16 protein-coding genes are annotated in these 16,202 nt (G+C 56.5%); 7 read left to right on the top strand and 9 right to left on the bottom strand.

From position 1 onward, the window contains the following. Window positions 1-106: 106 nt before the first annotated feature. The 3 genes from ACOVRA_RS13225 to ACOVRA_RS13215 form a co-directional block, all read right to left on the bottom strand. Entirely contained in the window at window positions 107-538 is a 432-nt protein-coding gene (locus tag ACOVRA_RS13225; RefSeq protein ID WP_421720711.1) for a CBS domain-containing protein, read from the bottom strand. Between the two features lie 150 nt (window positions 539-688). Further along, window positions 689-1,435 (bottom strand): rhomboid family intramembrane serine protease, encoded by a 747-nt coding sequence (locus ACOVRA_RS13220; RefSeq protein WP_421720710.1) that lies wholly within the window; start codon window positions 1,433-1,435, stop codon window positions 689-691. Window positions 1,436-1,451: 16 nt separating this feature from the next. After that, on the bottom strand, window positions 1,452-2,069 hold the full coding sequence (locus tag ACOVRA_RS13215; RefSeq protein ID WP_421720709.1) for a 2-hydroxychromene-2-carboxylate isomerase: 618 nt from the start codon (window positions 2,067-2,069) through the stop codon (window positions 1,452-1,454). Between the two features lie 192 nt (window positions 2,070-2,261). Between ACOVRA_RS13215 and hfaA the strand changes: the two genes are divergently transcribed. The 3 genes from hfaA to ACOVRA_RS13200 all read left to right on the top strand — a co-directional run bounded on the left by hfaA (window position 2,262) and on the right by ACOVRA_RS13200 (window position 4,482). Next, window positions 2,262-2,822, top strand: coding sequence for a holdfast anchoring protein HfaA (hfaA, locus tag ACOVRA_RS13210; protein WP_290807334.1), 561 nt, complete (start codon window positions 2,262-2,264; stop codon window positions 2,820-2,822). Then, window positions 2,822-3,835 carry a holdfast anchoring protein HfaB gene (gene hfaB / locus ACOVRA_RS13205; RefSeq protein ID WP_421720708.1) on the top strand — a complete coding sequence of 338 codons (1,014 nt, stop codon included), beginning with the start codon at window positions 2,822-2,824 and terminating at the stop codon, window positions 3,833-3,835. The genes hfaA and hfaB overlap by 1 nt, the downstream gene beginning before the upstream one ends. 275 nt (window positions 3,836-4,110) lie before the next feature. Then, window positions 4,111-4,482 carry a VOC family protein gene (locus ACOVRA_RS13200; RefSeq protein WP_421720707.1) on the top strand — a complete coding sequence of 124 codons (372 nt, stop codon included), beginning with the start codon at window positions 4,111-4,113 and terminating at the stop codon, window positions 4,480-4,482. Window positions 4,483-4,533: 51 nt separating this feature from the next. Here ACOVRA_RS13200 and ACOVRA_RS13195 read toward each other — a convergent pair whose 3' ends face one another. The 4 genes from ACOVRA_RS13195 to ACOVRA_RS13180 form a co-directional block, all read right to left on the bottom strand. Further along, entirely contained in the window at window positions 4,534-6,231 is a 1,698-nt protein-coding gene (locus tag ACOVRA_RS13195) for a flotillin family protein (RefSeq protein WP_421720706.1), read from the bottom strand. A gap of 60 nt (window positions 6,232-6,291) precedes the next feature. Further along, on the bottom strand, window positions 6,292-6,948 hold the full coding sequence (locus ACOVRA_RS13190; protein ID WP_421720705.1) for an OB-fold-containig protein: 657 nt from the start codon (window positions 6,946-6,948) through the stop codon (window positions 6,292-6,294). A 102-nt stretch (window positions 6,949-7,050) separates the two neighbouring features. Continuing rightward, on the bottom strand, window positions 7,051-7,404 hold the full coding sequence (locus ACOVRA_RS13185; RefSeq protein ID WP_421720704.1) for a hypothetical protein: 354 nt from the start codon (window positions 7,402-7,404) through the stop codon (window positions 7,051-7,053). Continuing rightward, complete coding sequence (locus tag ACOVRA_RS13180) at window positions 7,401-8,636, bottom strand: class I SAM-dependent methyltransferase (protein WP_421720703.1); 1,236 nt, start codon at window positions 8,634-8,636, stop codon at window positions 7,401-7,403. The genes ACOVRA_RS13185 and ACOVRA_RS13180 overlap by 4 nt, the downstream gene beginning before the upstream one ends. A gap of 112 nt (window positions 8,637-8,748) precedes the next feature. Here ACOVRA_RS13180 and ACOVRA_RS13175 point away from each other — a divergent pair, with 112 nt between their 5' ends. Then, complete coding sequence (locus ACOVRA_RS13175; RefSeq protein WP_421720702.1) at window positions 8,749-9,591, top strand: SDR family NAD(P)-dependent oxidoreductase; 843 nt, start codon at window positions 8,749-8,751, stop codon at window positions 9,589-9,591. Window positions 9,592-9,613: 22 nt separating this feature from the next. Continuing rightward, window positions 9,614-10,003, top strand: a complete 390-nt coding sequence (locus ACOVRA_RS13170; protein WP_421720701.1) for a VOC family protein — start codon at window positions 9,614-9,616, stop codon at window positions 10,001-10,003. On the opposite strand, the gene ACOVRA_RS13165 is transcribed toward ACOVRA_RS13170, so the two are convergent. Further along, a complete protein-coding gene (locus ACOVRA_RS13165) occupies window positions 9,984-11,069 on the bottom strand; it encodes an acyltransferase family protein (RefSeq protein ID WP_421720700.1) in 1,086 nt (361 codons plus the stop codon). The two genes, ACOVRA_RS13170 and ACOVRA_RS13165, sit on opposite strands and share 20 nt — an antisense overlap. 150 nt (window positions 11,070-11,219) lie before the next feature. Between ACOVRA_RS13165 and ACOVRA_RS13160 the strand changes: the two genes are divergently transcribed. Both ACOVRA_RS13160 and ACOVRA_RS13155 read left to right on the top strand, forming a co-directional pair. Further along, window positions 11,220-12,107 (top strand): polysaccharide deacetylase family protein, encoded by an 888-nt coding sequence (locus tag ACOVRA_RS13160; RefSeq protein WP_421720699.1) that lies wholly within the window; start codon window positions 11,220-11,222, stop codon window positions 12,105-12,107. 118 nt (window positions 12,108-12,225) lie between these two features. Continuing rightward, window positions 12,226-15,069 carry a M16 family metallopeptidase gene (locus ACOVRA_RS13155; protein ID WP_421720698.1) on the top strand — a complete coding sequence of 948 codons (2,844 nt, stop codon included), beginning with the start codon at window positions 12,226-12,228 and terminating at the stop codon, window positions 15,067-15,069. Here the strand turns inward: ACOVRA_RS13155 and epmA are convergent. Continuing rightward, entirely contained in the window at window positions 15,066-16,118 is a 1,053-nt protein-coding gene (epmA, locus tag ACOVRA_RS13150) for an EF-P lysine aminoacylase EpmA (protein WP_421720697.1), read from the bottom strand. The genes ACOVRA_RS13155 and epmA overlap by 4 nt on opposite strands. Window positions 16,119-16,202 lie beyond the last annotated feature (84 nt).

Raw genomic sequence — 16,202 nt, 5'->3', positions numbered from 1 at the left:
AGGTGAGCTGCAGTGCGTTGCAGCATGCCCCCAAGGCGGATTCGCATGGCGGGCGCTTTTAGGGGGTTTTTAGGCCATTTTCGCCTCTTTTTGCGGAGTTTTGGCTTCAACCCGTTGCAATATAAGCCCGCATGGCATCTGCTTCTTGTAGTGCTTCATCTATTTTGGCTTTCACCAAATCACCGATGGACACCACCCCAACAAGGTTTTGCCCGTCTAAAACAGGCAAATGTCGAATCCGCCTGTCGGTCATACGGGCCAGAGCGCTATCCACTTTGTCTTTGGGAGCTGCAGTCAGCACATCTTTCGTCATTGCATCGGCCACTTTAGCCGTCATCGCGGCAGCCCCCGACCGTGCGCAGAGCCTTACGATATCTCTTTCCGACAAGATTCCTTCTAAGTGACCGTCAGAATCGAGCACCACGAGGGCTCCGACTCGCTTGTCGGTTAGAATCGCGGCGGCTTCTTGTAAGCTATGGTCTGGAGACACGCCCATAATGGTGGTGCCTTTACGCTTTAGGATATGCGCAATCGTCATGATGCCTTCCCTCCTCCAGGAGCGTCGGCTCTTTTGGCCGAGCTTAAAGGCAGGTTGCGCGCGAAAATGGGTCTTGGCAATTTAAAAGTGGGTTCGGCGGAAAGAATCATCTCGCCCTACCCCTATAGCGGTCGGTATGAGGCTTTGATTCTATGCGGGTGTATTCGGCCGGCCTAAGCGCGCAAAAATTGGGTAAAGAATTAGACCCGCGACGAAGCCGCCCAAATGGCTTTCCCACGCAATCGGCACAAAGTTAAAGCCGCGTGCCAAGGCTGCTAAGCCGACATTGATCAAAAGGAAGACAACGGCAGAAGCCAAAACAGGCTTCAGCATGGCCTGGCCGGGCCGGGCCAAGCCGATCGCGCCCCAGAGAAAACCTGCAAAAACTCCCGAAATCGCACCGGAGGCACCAATCGTCACAGCTTGCGCTCCCGGATTGAGGGCGCAGAAGAACAAACCACCGCCAGCACCACATAAGAGAAAGAAGAGGACAAAGCGAAGTGTGCTGCCCTGATTGCGACGCAGGCCTGCTTCGGCAATTGGGCCAGCTTGCAACAGCATTGCCAGATTCATCACGATATGAAGCGTGCCGCCGTGCAGGAATTGATAGCCGAACAACATGGTTAGAGCCGGCATCCAATCGCCAGCAGAGAGGTCTTTTGCAAACAATGAAGGGCTTAGGGCAAATTTAGCCAATGCTTCGGCTTGCGCCATTGGATTCAGCAATGAGAAAACTAGGTGGGCGACAATGATGAGACCGATCAAAACCGCAACACCAACTGGCAATTGGTTGAAAATGGGCTCACGCGGCTTTCGCGGCGATGTTGTTGGTTCTTGGTTGGGTGGCACCGACTCAGGTTGGCCGCCTGATGGAGCGCCTTCCCGATAGAGACTCATGTCTTGCACCACTTACTTATCCTTCACTCACGAGCCGTCGAATCGCTGCTTCGGCCAATTCAAGCCTATCATTGCCGAAAAACATATCATCATGATTAACAAAATAGGTGGGTGAGCCAAAACCGCCGCGCGCGATTAGTTCCTCTGTATTCACGATTAATCTGGCTTTGGCCTCCGGGCTTGCAGCCGCTGCAAGACACGCCTCGCCATCGAGGCCAGCTTGTTCGGCACAGGCGGCGACGACCTCATTTTGTCCGATGTCGCGATCTTGCTCCCAATAAGCTTTGAATAGGGCCTTGGCATAAGGGGCGAGACGATCATGCGACATCGCATAGAAACAACCACGCATGGCTGTAACAGAACGCACAGGGAAGACTGTCGGCGAAATCAATTTCACCCCAGCCAGCTGCGCCCAGTCCGCTAGATCCTTGCGATAGTAGGCAGCCTTGATTGGATTTGGGTTGGCACGCTGAGAATAAACATCGCCGTTTACCTTGTTGAAAACTCCGCCCACTAAGATCGGCTTCCAAATAAGATCAATGGGTAAGTGAGGCGCACGCTCTAAAAGTCGAACAAAAGCGAGATAAGTCCAAGGACTAGAGCAATCAAAGAAGAATTCTAAGCCAATTTTCAAAAGCTTCCCCCCTTAAAACTGGCCCAAATTGAAACAGTAGTTTGGGCGGCACGTCAAAAGGGCAAAATGCTTAAAACGCGAAACGGCTCGCCAAACACGAGAATGCGACAGTACCCGCAAGTTACAACCAGAAAGAGCTGGCACGCCCATTGCAAACCCGATTGCAGTGTTCGTCCTAAAGGAGCGAAGAAAATGAAGGAAGCTCATCCAACTAGCCCAGTGAAGCTTGACGTGAAGCTTGATCGCTCTCGCTTTGCCCGCGCCGCTTTTGGATTGTCGGCTGCAACTTTGAGCGTCGCTGCGATGCTTGCCGCCATGCCAGCCCATGCGCAAAGCCGTGCCGGCTATGCCAATGAATTCAGCCGTCCCTATGGCACCAATCCCGGCGACCAAAACCGCCCCTATGATGCCAGCACCCGCGACCTCAACGGCAACCGCGTCATCATCGATGGCCGTATCGTTGTTGGCGACGACTTATCGTCTCTGCCCCTAGGCCTCTATAATAGCGGTTCTTCCGGCATGGGCTTCTCCGGCACCGGGGCCGCTATTGGCAACCAGCTCAACGTCAACACCACCGGCAGCTTCAACACCGTGGTCGTCAATTCCACACAGATCAATAACGGCAACCAAACCGTCATTATCAACGGACAAACCGCTTCAACAACAACGGGCAACACCACGACCGCTGCGGCATCGGCTGTCCCTTCCAATAACAACGCCCAGCAGACGCTCAACGGGGGGCTCGATTTCTAATGACCCAATCTTCTCATCTCTTTGCTCGCGCTAAATGGGCCAGCCTCGCACTCGCAGGCACCCTCGCCCTCACCGGCTGTATCTCGCCCACCGCCACACCGGCTGGCAATTATGCCCGCCCCATCGGCAATGCGCCTGTCACCGCCAACCCAACCCCCTATTCCGCCGCTCTGGTCTGCTTGGGCAATTATGCCCGCTCCCAGAACATCCGTGGCCCCCGCGTCGCGGTTGGTCGCATCTTGGATTATACCGGCAAGTCTGACTTTGAAGGTGGCCGCCAAGTCACTCAAGGCGCTTCCCTGATGGCCATCTCGGCCTTCGCCAAGTCTGGCGCGCGTCTGGTGGAGCGCTTCGATACCTCGGTGTCCGAGCTTGAACTCAAATATGCCAACAACCGTCTGATCGGTGAAGAAGGCCAAGACTTCCGCCGCATCCTCGCCGGCCAAGTCCCAGGCTCTGACTTCTATCTCATCGGCGGTATCACCGAGCTCAACTACAACATCCGCTCGGTCGGCACCGACACCTTCATCGGCGACCGTGACCCCACCAATGGCAAGGGCATCGTCAATGGCAAGCTCTATGTCATGAATGTCGGTCTCGACTTGCGCTTGATCGACACCAAGACCCTCGAAGTCGTCGATGTCATCTCGTACCAAAAGCAGATCATCGGCCGTGAAGTCGGTCTGGGCTATTTCCAATTCCTCGACAACATCACCCTCGACCTCGGCGTCGGTGGCCGTAGCCAAGAGCCCGTCCAACTCGCCGTCCGCTCCGTCGTTGAACGCGCCGTCGTCGAAATGATGTCCAACATCTATGGCGTCCCAGGCGCTAGCGCTTGCCAAGGGGCCTTCGGCCCCGGCGGCGACCCCATGGGCCCCATCGGCTCCACTGGGGCCTTCGTCCCACGCTCCGACGCCACCGCCGCCGGTGCCGCCGCTCGCGCTAACCCCAACAACTGGAACGACACCCGCGATAAAAGCGTCTCACGCTCACTCCGCGGCACAAAGAACTAAGCCAGATAATTGGTACCTGAACGAAAAGAGCGGCCCATCAGGGCCGCTCTTTTCAATTGGGGCGTCTAAATCTAGCTGTTTCACCGCCTTGTGATCCTCAAGTGGCTTTGAGTCCGCAGTGGCCATCTTGAGCGTCTGCGCAGCAATGCTAAGGCAAGCCCATGAAACAAACAGCGCCTGCCCATCGGCTAAAGAGGTATGTGCTTGGGATGCTCCTTTGCATCACGGCGTGCAGCCCAGCTAACAGACCACCCTCAGCAACGGACAAAGCCGCGATGCAAAACCCAGTCTATCACTTTGAAATTCCGGTTACGGACATGGACCGCGCGATCCAATTTTATGAGGACGTCCTGGGCCATAAGCTGACCCGCCAAGAAATTGACGGCTATGACATGGCCTTCTTTCCGCGTGCCGATGGTAAGCCCGGTGCGAGTGGGGCACTGGCAAAAGGCGATGTCTATGTGCCGTCCAAAACCGGCGCGATTATCTATTTCGATGTGCCAGATATCGACCCAGTTTTAGAAAAGGCAAAAGCCAAAGGGGCAAAGATCCTCTATCCCAAGAAGTCGATTGGCGAGGCAGGCTTTGTCGCCGAGATTGAAGATAGTGAGGGCAATCGAATTGCCCTCAATGCCCTAGAGGACTGACGCGCGGCACTTGCACCCAAGGGAACTGCCGCGCGCCACTGCATAACTGGCTTAAGTCGTCTTCTCGTCCTTAGCCGGACCTACTTCTCCATCTTGCAACAGGCCGGCTAAGCCCATCTGAGCAGGGCCGCCATTACCCAGACCCACTTCCTTCAAGATGGAGTCGATCAAGGGGGCTTGGGCGCGATAGCGCATCGCACTTTGAACCACTTGGTCAGCCAAATTACCATTGCCTTGAGCCACTTCGCCGGACGGACCTGAGGCACCACCCAAGCCCGATACATCGACAACTTTGATGGAGTCGATATTCTTCAATGGCTCAACCGAGGCCGCAATGATCTGATCCAGTTTGGAGATCAGGGATTCGCGGATCCGCATCGCCACTTGCTCCGCACTCATGACGTTCGCCGCTTCATTGATCGCGCGTTCGCCTTCGGCCTGCACCGCAAAGCGCTTAGCATCTGCCTCTGCCCGGATGGCAATGGCTTCTGCCTCACCCATGGCGATCAGTTTAGCGGCTTCGGCGCGGTCTGTTGCAGCGATCTTTTCCGCTTCCGCCCCAACTTTCACCGCAATCGCGTCGCGTTCAGCCAAGCGCGCCGCTTCGATCAATTCGATGGCACGATTACGTTCAGCCACTTCGGTTTCTTGGACAGTTTTCACCTGCTCCTCCGCGCGAATTGCAATGGCACGGGCCTTGTTAGCATCGGCCTTGGCGACGCTTTCTTCCTTAGACTTATTGGCGATCGCGATTTGACGATCTTGCTCGGCCAATTCCAAGGAACGCTTCTTCTCCAACTCCGCGGTCTCGGTGGCCCGCAGAGATTCAATCTGACGCTGGCGGTTGGCTTGCTCTTTGGCAATCCGCTCTTGTTCGATGTCGCGTTCAGCCGCAATCTTTGCAGCCTCTGACTCGCGCGACTTCTCAGCAGTCACAAGCGCAACTTCAGCAGCTTGTTGGGCACGCATGGTCTGAATTTCGCGCTGCTGACTGAGCGTAGCAGCTTCTTCCTCCAGCTTGATTTCCAAGGAGCGCTTTTGGGTCTCAAGGTTCTGACGCTCAATCTCGACCCGTGTATTGGTCTCAATATCGTTGCGCATTTTCCGGCGCATTTCGATCTCTTCGGTCAGCTTGGTCAGACCTTCGGCGTCGAACGCGTTGTCCGGATTGAAGAACTCACGCGGGGTTTGGTCCAAGCCGGTCAAGGACACGGTCTCAAGTTCCAACCCATTCTTGGTTAGGTCTTCGGTCACAGCCTGTTGCACCTTTTGGACGAATTGGGTGCGTTGTTCGTGCAATTCATTCATGGTGAGTTCGGCCGCAACCGAGCGCAGCGCGTCGACGAACTTGCCCTCGATCAGCTCTTTCAGTTCTTGCGGAGCCATGGTGCGGCGACCCAAAGTTTGGGCTGCTGCCGAGATGGCTTCCCGGTTTGGGGCCACGCGGACGTAAAATTCAGCCAGAACATCCACGCGCATACGGTCCTTGGTGATCAAGGCCTGCTCGCTGTTGCGAGTGACTTCCAGACGCAAGGTCGCCATATTGACGGGGATGATCTCATGCAGAACAGGCAGCACCAGCGCGCCGCCATTGACGACGACACTTTCGCCGCCGAGGCCAGTACGCACAAAGCTCGTTTCTTTTGAAGCCCGCTTATAGAGGCGCGCAACCAACACGCCGAACAAAATGAACAGGGCCAACCCGACAACGACAAGACCTAAAATTTCATAAAGTGCAGGATTAAGCATCTCGTTTTCCTTCCTATGCTTTGCTTGGAAACAGATTTCAGACTGTGGAGGCGCTATGGCTTATTGGGTAAGCAAAGGCGTCGCGGCAGTGGCGTAATAATGGTGCCCTGCCCGTTGCGTGAGCAGCACGGCTTGACCCTCGCTCAAGGCCTCTTCGGCCCGAGCAGGCTCCACCATTACATAATGGTTTTGACCAAATTGATCACGGACTCGCGCCTGAGCGGGTGAGCCGCGCTTAGCAACGCCCAGCGTCACAATTGCGGTAAGACCGACAAGGTCGTGCTGAGACAGGGCCGTGGTCTCGGTCTTCGGCATCAACCGACCCAAGAGGCGGCTTATCCAGCGCGTACCGGGCACCGAGCCCAAAAGGGCCAAAGGTGCTGCGACGGCCATCGGCAGCACTTGGCCAGTCACGGCAAATGATGCCTGTTGGATGGCAAGTCCCGTCAAGCCAAAGACGGCACAGGCAGTCGCGAAGAATAAGGTGAAGGGTAAGCGACCGACATTGAGATAGCCCAAAATGCCGCCACCAGAACCGTTCACGTCACCATCGCCGTCGAGCCCATCAAGTCCGGCAGAATCAGAGGACGAAAACCCAATGAGAAGAAGGATCACTTCAAGCACACAGAGTGCGACTGTCAGCAGGAGGGCGCTATAAAACAGGGCATTTTGCCCCAAAAACAAATCAACCAACATCAGTTTGCGTGCGACGGTCACCACCCCGATAAACCGTCATCTCCACAGCCCTATAGATAATCATCCCAGAATAGGCTGCAAGAGGTTGCGTGCAAATATCTTAGGTCAAGCTTGGAACGCGCGTTAGACCTTGGCGAGTTCGTCGGCAACTTCCTCGCTGGAGGCTTCCTGCGTTTGCAGCGCTTCACGCTCTTGCTGCAGGACCCTGAAAACACGCGCCAAATATTCTTGCGTCCACGCGCCACGTTCGTCAGCCTGTTGCTTAGTAGGCGTGAAGGTTTCGATTTCCTGCCGCGTCAGCACGCCCGATTGCTCCAGCAAACGTTCCATCGTGTCGGTCCGTTCGCGCACTACGGCTAGCTCTTGGGCCAGCACGAGGACGATATTGGTCAAGCGTTCGACATCGGTCTCTAAGAAATAGGGCCGTTTGCCTTTGGATTTGGCGCCAGCGAGGGCGAGTGGATCAATCTTGCTCATTTAACCGCTCCGACCACATGCCAAGCGGCCTTGCGGCCATAATCTTCCTGCTTGGTATCTTGCGCCGCCTGCGGGAACACGTCGGGATCAACCACAGCGGCGACACCGCTATGCATCAGCTTGTCGCGCGCAAAACCTGCTGAGACCATCCAGCTGTCGAGATCGACTTCATGCATCTTGGTCCAGAAAGGCTCGTTATTATAGAAGGCATCCCAATCGCGCATGGCCTGCTCAAACAAGGGCATTTCTGGGGTGTATTGCGGCTGCTCGACATGAAACACGATCCCGCCAGGCTTCAGCAAGCGGTGCGTTTCGGCGAAGATTTTCGGCATGGAGGCATAAGAGGTCTCATGCAGGAACATGCACGAATGGATCATGTCAAAACTCTCATCCGCCAAGTCGGATAGGTCGCTGACATCGCCTTGTACAAAGCTGATATTGTCTACGCCCATGGTTTTGGCGCGTGCGAGGCCATAGCGCAGCATGGGTGCGCCAACATCAATCGCGACCACTTCGGCATCGGGGAAAGCTTGCGCGATTGGCAGCACATTGTGGCCAAGGCCCGCACCAATATCGAGAATGCGCTTGGGCTTTAAATCGGGTAGTGTCTCTTTCACCCAAGCTGCAATCGCCTGCCCGCCGCCATCATTATAGCGGCCTAACATGCCGCCAGTGGTGGCAAAGATCCCGATGTCATAATTGCACGGGCCTGTGACATCGCCCTCCGCGAGCTCGGTGTGATAGCTGCCGGGCATACAATGGTGGTCAATCGCCTCGACATAGCGCGGCAAGGGCAATTCTGGATTAAGCTTGAGCCGCTCATCATTCTCGGTCAGCGCCTTGGCCTTGGCATTCAATTGGTCAGCTTGGCGAAGCGTCACCCAACGGCCAGCTTGTTGGCGGGTCTCCATCGTGGCGCGGCGCAGGGCGCTCCACCATTGGAACAATGAATCCTTCAGAAGCGCTTTGCGCACTTCATGGCGATCTTTGAAGCCACGCCCATGCTTCGCCACAAATTTGGGCTCAACGCGCGCATCAAAAGCCTCTTTCACGCCCGGCATAATCTGGGTCGATAAGTGTCGGTTCATATGCGCCAAAAAATTGAAGCGCGAAATCTCGTCATGGCTCAGTTGCGGATACATGCCATGTTGGCCCACAACGCGGTAATCTGGTGGCCCGTCATAGGCGCGGGCAGGCTCTGCTTTAGGCTTATCGCTTACGAGACTGGACATGCTCACATCTCCCGGGTCACACACTGTGGCCATTTCTTATCTAAATGATATACCTATTGCCAGATGAAAAGAGCGTGGCAACCTGTCGCACAACATTTTTTCGGAGATCACTATGGCAGACAAGCGTTTCTTAGGCAAAACAGCGGTTGTCACGGGTTCTGGGCGGCGCAAAGGCTTGGGCGAGGCCATTGTGCGCAGGCTCGCATCAGAAGGGGCCAACATTGTCCTTTCCGACATTGGTCGGGCGCGTGATGCGGCCACAGCCGCCGAACATGTTGGCCAAGAAGATGAAATGGCCGCCATCGCACAAGAGATTGCGGCCATGGGCGTAGGCGTAACCACAAAGGCCTGTGACGTGCGTATCCCTTCAGAAGTCGATGCTTTGGCCCAGCATGCCGTCGACACATTCGGAAGCCTCGACATCTGGGTCAATAATGCTGGCATCGGCTATATTATGAAGCCGCTTTTGGAGGTGACCGAAAACGATTGGGATGCGGTGATCGACGTCAATCTGAAAGGGTGTTTCTTTGGCGTCCAGGCGGCGGCCAAGCGCATGATTGCGGCTGGCAAAGGTGGGCGCATCATCAATATCGCGAGCCAAGCGGCGAAATCTGGCTTTCCTCATGCCCAAGCTTATACCTCATCCAAGCATGGCCTCGTTGGGCTGGCGCGTTCTGCCGCTGTCGAACTCGGGGCCCATCAGATCACCGTCAACAATGTCTGCCCGAACCATGTGACCACCGGGCTTGGGGCTTGGCAGAATGAATATTTCTCCAAAGTCGTAGGGGCTGCCTCGGTCGAGGATTATCTGAAAGCCATGGCAGCACGCATCCCCTTGGGGCGGCCGGGCCTGCCCGAAGACACGGCTGCGGCGGTCGCCTTCCTGTGTAGCGCCGACGCTGTCTATATAACCGGCGAAAGCATGAATGTGTCGGGCGGAGAAGAGCCCCACTAAACCGCTGCTTGAAGGGGGTGACATGGCGTTCTTATCTGCGATTTCGATTCTGGTTGCCGATTATGATGAGGCAATTTCCTGGTATCGGTCCAAGCTTGGCTTCGAACTGATCGTCGACACACCGATGGGTGGCGAAAAGCGCTGGGTTGTGGTGGCACCAAGTGCGGATGCGCAGACGCGGATTATTCTGGCAAAAGCTTCAGGGCCAGAGCAGACTGCCTTGATTGGCCGGCAAATGGGCGGACGGGTCGGCTTTTTCCTACAGACTGACTCGTTTGACGAGGCCTATGCCAACATGGTTGAGGCTGATGTGGTTTTTCGTGAAGACCCGCGAAACGAAGTCTACGGGAAAGTCGTGGTGTTTGAAGATTGCTATGGCAATGGCTGGGACCTTATTGAGCCCGCCGATTAGCGCCACGGATCCAAAGACGAGCGGGTTCTTCAATCAAATGATGCGCGCAGGCAGAGACCAGCATCAAGATCGCCGTCATCGCTACAATCGTTAAAGGGTTGATCGGAATAGACGTGCCTAAAACGCCAGCGAGATTTTGTAGTGCCATAAAGACTGGTACATGCAGGATGAAGATTGCGTAGGACCAGCCACCCAACTTTACCATGAAGGGCGCGTCCAATCCGGTTCCGACACCTGAGGCTGGTTTTGTGACATCTCGGGCGGCAAGCCCAATGACCAACAGGGCGCCACCTAGCGCCACCATGCCTGTGGTCAGGCCAAAAAATGCCCCACTCACGGCAATCAATGTGCCCAGTAGAACCACGCGAAAAGCGTCGCGCGCTGTTAGATGCCAAGTCTCGAACAACACCCGAGCCGCCACACCAACGAACATCACCGATGCCCCGCGCAAGATCCCCAGATCGGCTGTCGACTGGGTCATGGTGCGGCCAAGCAGAAGACGAAACCCCAAATCGATCAGCAAGACCAAGACAAGGGTGAAGACGAAGAATAATTTAGGTCGGTGCCTCAAGGCAGAGGCAAATTTTAGAAAAGCGGGAAATAAGAGATAACCGAAGAATTCTGCGCTAATGGTCCAACCGGGGAAGTTCCAAACCCCAGCCCCTGGAACACCCCACGCTTGAAGGAGGAAGATATTCGCCACGAGCCCAAGGAACGTAAAATTATGTGCTTCGGCGCCCTTTCCGACTAGGTAAGCAGCTACCACCAAGCCAGCCAGAATGGCCAGAGCCAAAAGATGCAACGGATAAAGCCTAGCTACGCGAGCTCGCATAAAGGTCGAAAAATCAAATTTGGCCTTGCTTCGCGCCCAATAAATATGGGTCAGGACAAATCCCGATAGCACAAAGAAGATGTCGACGCGCGCAACGCCCGCCTTCATGATAGGCCAAGACCCAAATCCCGCATGGTCGTACATATCGCCTAAATGGAAGACCGCGATCCAGATCGACAATAGAAAGCGGAGCCCGGTTAAGCTGTCGAATGTTTCGGGACGCGAATGGGTCAAAACTCAATTCCACAAAAATACAGAAAAACGTGGGAAACCTGTCCCGGGGAAATGTGCGGGTGCGTATCTCCCACCATCGCGTCTGCTTGACAAGGCCGCAGGCGGGCGGCAGGTCTCTGGTCTTGCTCTCGCGGACCAAAGGCGCTCTTCATGACTGTTATCCCGCCCAAATTTAGCTGGCCCAACGGCACAAAGTTGGCCGTGTCCCTTGTGATCAATGTCGAAGAAGGGGCTGAGCAAAATATCCGCGACGGCGATAAAGGGCCTGAGCCGGTGGATGAACTGGGGGCGGTTCCCAATCGGCCAATGCGTGTCTATGGCAATGAGAGCAATTACCAGTATGGCATCAAAGCGGGTTGGCCGCGCATCCGCGATCTGTTTGACAGCCACAACTTCGCGCCCACCGTGACTGCTGCAGCCTTAGCACTGGAACGCGCGCCAGAAATCGCCGCCGATATTGTCGCCCGCAAATGGGAAGTGGCGGCACATGGCTATCGGTGGAGCCACCAGTTCTGGATGGATGAAGAAAAAGAACGTGCCTTCATCACCAAAGCTCGAGACTCCCTTCTGAAAACGACGGGGCAGCGGCCGGAGGGCTGGCTATCGCGCTATCTTCTGACCGATCAAACGCGGCGGATTTTAGCCGAAGAGGGCTTCACCTATCATATGGACGACTATTCGGGCGACATGCCCTTCTGGGACAGCGTTGAGACCGGCCAAGGGGTTAAGCCCATGCTGATCACGCCCTACGCCATCGACACCAATGATATGAAGATGTGGGTTGCCCCGGCCATGCAGCCTTGGGATTGGGCGGAATATGCCATCCAAAGCTTCGATGCCCTGTTAGCAGAGGCGCGGCGCGGGCACGCCCGCGTGCTCAATATCGGCCTCCATTTGCGGATTATCGGTCGCCCCGGCCGGATCGGCGCGCTGGACCGTATCCTGGCCCACATCAAAGCGCATGAGGATGAAGTCTTTGTCGCGGGTCGCAATTCACTGGCGCGGGCATTTGAAGCGCAAGTCCCCTACAGCCAGTGACGAGGCCCAACCTTGCTGAAAAGTTACTTGACCGCAACCCGTGCGATCCCGTGACTATGCGCCTGTTTTCAACCCGCCATGCGATCCTGCAGGCCAATTTTTTGAGTGGAGCGTTTTCATGCGTCGATTGACAAAGGCCATTTTGGTTTCCCTCATCGCCCTATCGGCACAACCGGCATTGGCACAGATTGCCCCGCTGCCCGGCTTCCCACAAGACCGCTACAAGGACTTTAAGGCTGACCCCGCCGTGACCTATGGCACGCTGCCTAATGGCATGCGCTATGCGATCAAGAAATGGCCGACCCCGAAGGGCGAAGTCGCCATTCGCCTGCGCATTGCCGCCGGCGCTCTCAATGAGGAAGACAATCAGTCCGGCCTAGCGCATTTTTTGGAGCACATGGCCTTTAATGGCTCCGAAAATGTCCCCGAGAGTGAGTTTGACAAAATTCTCGCCCGGGAGGGTTTAGCCTTTGGCCCAGATACCAATGCCTATACCAGCTGGGACGAGACAGTCTATCAATTGGACATGCCCAAGGCTGAAAAGCTGGAATTGGGTCTATCCATGATGCGCGAGACGGCGGGTCGCCTGACGCTCAACCCAGAGGCCATCGATCGCGAGCGCGGAATTATCCAGTCCGAGGAGCGTGCGCGTGAAAATCCGGGCTTCCGCCAGTTCCGCGCCTTTGCCGCCCAAGCCCTTGATGGAACCCGCATCCCGAGCCGTTTTCCCATCGGCGATATGAAAGTGGTCCGCGAGGCCCCGCGGGAACGTTTCGTCGACCTGTATAAGCGCTTCTATACCCCCCAGCGCGCGTTTCTGGTTGTGGTGGGCGACGTCGACCCAACGGCTGCCGAAGCGTTGATTCAGGCGCAGTTTGGCAATTGGGAACAGCCCAAGGATGCTGGTAAAGATCCCGATCTGGGCACGCCGAAGCGCGAACCAGGCTCTGTCAAAATTTTCCTTGAGCCTCAACTCGCCACCGCCGTCAGCCTGTTCAATGTAAAGCCTTATCAGGCAGAACCCGACACCAGCGCCAATCGGCGAGAGGACCTTCTCCTAGCGCTAGCGCACCGCGTGGTGAATACACGGCTAGAGCGGCTGGCTCGACGCGAAGGCTCCCCCATCACCAGCGCTTCGATCAGCTCGGGCGCTTGGTTTAGTGCCGCCCGTATTGCGTCGATTGAGACAACGGCAACCAGCCCGGCCAAGTGGCGTGAAGCGCTCGACATTGCCGATGGTGAATTGCGCCGCGCCCTCAGTTTCGGCTTTACGGCGGATGAATTTGCGGTCGCCTTGGCCGACACGCGAGAAGGCTATAGTCGGGCGGCTGCGCAAGCCGGGGCGGCCAGATCGGCGGATTTGGTCGACAGCATCCTTGGAAGCTTTGGCAGCGACGAAGTCTTAACCACGCCGGCAGATGATTTGGCGTGGTTTGAGAAAGTGGCTGGCACTTTAAACCCGCAAGCAGCCTTGGCCGAACTCAAAAAGGCCTGGGGCCAAGATGTGCCAGAGCTGTTCATCTCAACTGGCGAAGCAATTGATGGCGGCGAAGCTGCTGTTCAAGCTGCTTATCAAGGCGTGCGCGCCAAGCCCGTCACGGCACCAAAGGCCGAGGCCAAAGCACAATGGGACTATGTGAACTTCGGCCCGAAAGGCACAGCCACAGAGTCTGTGCTCTTGGCCGATTTGGGCGTCACCCAAATGCGCTTTGCCAATCAGGTGCGCTTGACCGTCAAGCCAACCAAGTTTGAAGAGGGCCGTGTGCGCGTCCAAGTGAGCTTTGGCGAAGGCCAATTGGCGCTGCCTGCGGACCAGCCGGGCCTCCTCTACGCCATTGATGCAGCCTATATCGCAGGCGGGCTTGGCAAGTTGGACGCTAACGCGTTGGAGCGGGCTTTGGCCGGGCGCAGTGTTGGGCAAGGCTTCTTCATTGGCGAAGATAGTTTCAGCTTTGGCAGTTCAACCACCGCAGCGGACCTAGGCCTGCAATTGCAGGTCTTTGCAGCCTTCCTGACCGATCCAGCTTGGCGACCCGATGGCATTGCCCGCCTGAAGGCTTCAAAAGATGCGATCTATCGTCAGATCGACACCACACCGGGCAGCGTCTGGGGAACGCAAAGCGATTTTGTCCTGTTTGCCAACAACCCCCGCTTTGCCTTCCCAACGGCAGAGCAATTCGACCAATTGACCTTGGACAAGGCCAAGTCGGTCGTGGATGCGGCACGGAAAAATTCCGCGATTGAAATCCTAATCGTGGGCGACACCACCGTAGAGGCTGCGCGTGATGCCGTGGCGGCTACATTCGGCGCTCTACCTGCCCGCGCCGCTACCCCGCCGGCCTTGGCGGAAGCCCGCAAGGTTCAATTCCCCGCGGGCCGAGGGACAACGATCTTGAACCACAAGGGGCGGCCAGATCAGTCCCTCGCCATGGTCTATTGGCCCATGCGCGATTATGGCGATGGGCGCGAAGCACGTGGTATCCGCATCTTGACGGCCATTCTGCAAAACCGCCTGACCGAGGTGATCCGCGAAGAATTGGGCGACACCTATTCACCCGGTATTGACTGGGCCCCATCGCGTGTCTTCCCCGGCTATGGCCGGATCGGCGCGCTCGCCGAAGTCAAACCCGAAGATAGCGATAAGGTCATCGCGGCAATGGAAGCGATTGCAGCAGACCTTGCCGCCGGTAAAATCGATGATGACTTGTTCCAGCGGGCACGCCGCCCCTTGATCGCAGACTTTGACGAAACCACCGCCAATAATCCGTGGTGGGTAGGTGCGCTGAGCCAATCAAGCTTTGACCGGGAACGCATTGTGCGCATTCGGGAGGGCAAGGATCAATATGCTTCAACCACGTTGGAAGATGTAAAGGCCTTGGCGAAGCGTTATCTCGACCCGTCCAAAGCCCGCTTGATCAAGGTTCTGCCGACCCCGGCCGCGAAAGAGACCAAAGCGCCCTAAACAACACCCGTCCACAAGACGTCGTCGATGCGGCGGGCGCCACTCGCCAAAACCGCCAAACGATCAAAGCCCAAGGCCACACCGCTGGCCTTGGGCATTTTTGTTAGGGCTGCCAAGAAATCCTCATCCAATGGATAGCGCTCCCCATAGAGGGCCTGCTTTGCCTCCATATCGGCCTCAAAACGGGTGCGCTGTTCGGCTGCGTCTGTTAGTTCGCCAAAGCCATTGGCGAGTTCTACCCCGCAGACATAAAGCTCAAATCGCTCAGCCACGCGGGGATCATTTGGGTTCTTGCGAGCTAAAGCTGCTTCACTGATTGGATAGGAATGCAGGACGCACGGGGCGTCAAAGCCCAGAGAGGGTTCGATCTTTTGCACCAGCACTTTTGAAAACACATCCGACCAAGTGTCGGATCCATCCGTCGAAACACCTGCGCCCCGCGCCTGCGCGCGCAACAGGTCGACATCTTCTTGGCCCTGTGAGCCGATACTGGCCATCAGATCCATGCCGGCATAGCGATCAAACGCCTCTGCCAAGCTCAATCGCACCGGTTCGGCATTAACGGGCACCTGATGCCCACGCCAAGCAAATTGTTCGGTTGGGACAGCCGCCGCCGCCACGCGCAGCAGGGCAAGGCAATCCTCAATCACCTCCTGCCAGTCGGCCTCCGCCCGGTACCATTCCAACATGGTGAATTCCGTCGCGTGCAAGGGCCCGGCCTCGCGATTGCGGAATACGCGGGCAAAATCGAAGATCTTTTCCTCGCCTGCCGCTAAAAGCTTCTTGCAGGCAAATTCTGGGCTGGTGTGCAAATAAAGCGGCGTTGGCGTCCCGTCCGGAGCGAGCTTTGTTGTCGCAAGACCATGTAAATGGGTCTCATTGCCGGGCGAGACCTGCAATTGCCCAGCCTCTATTTCGCAGAAATCTTCAGCCTCAAACCAAGCGCGGACGGCCTTCTTGATCCGGTTGCGCGCTAGAAGAAAGGGCCTGCGATCCGCATGGCGACCCGCCTCCCACCACGGGCTCTGCGGCACATCTGAGTGTGTCATGCGTCACCCATTTGGCGGATTGAGCGAGAAAGGTTAGAAGGCGCCCACATCACAAGATTTCCACGCTTTGAACCGAAGTCGGAT

The sequence above is a fragment of the Aquidulcibacter sp. genome (genome assembly GCF_049239865.1).
GTDB lineage: Bacteria > Pseudomonadota > Alphaproteobacteria > Caulobacterales > Aquidulcibacteraceae > Aquidulcibacter.
Note: the sequence above shows the minus strand (reverse complement) of the source record. Positions and strands in the feature narration are given on the sequence as shown.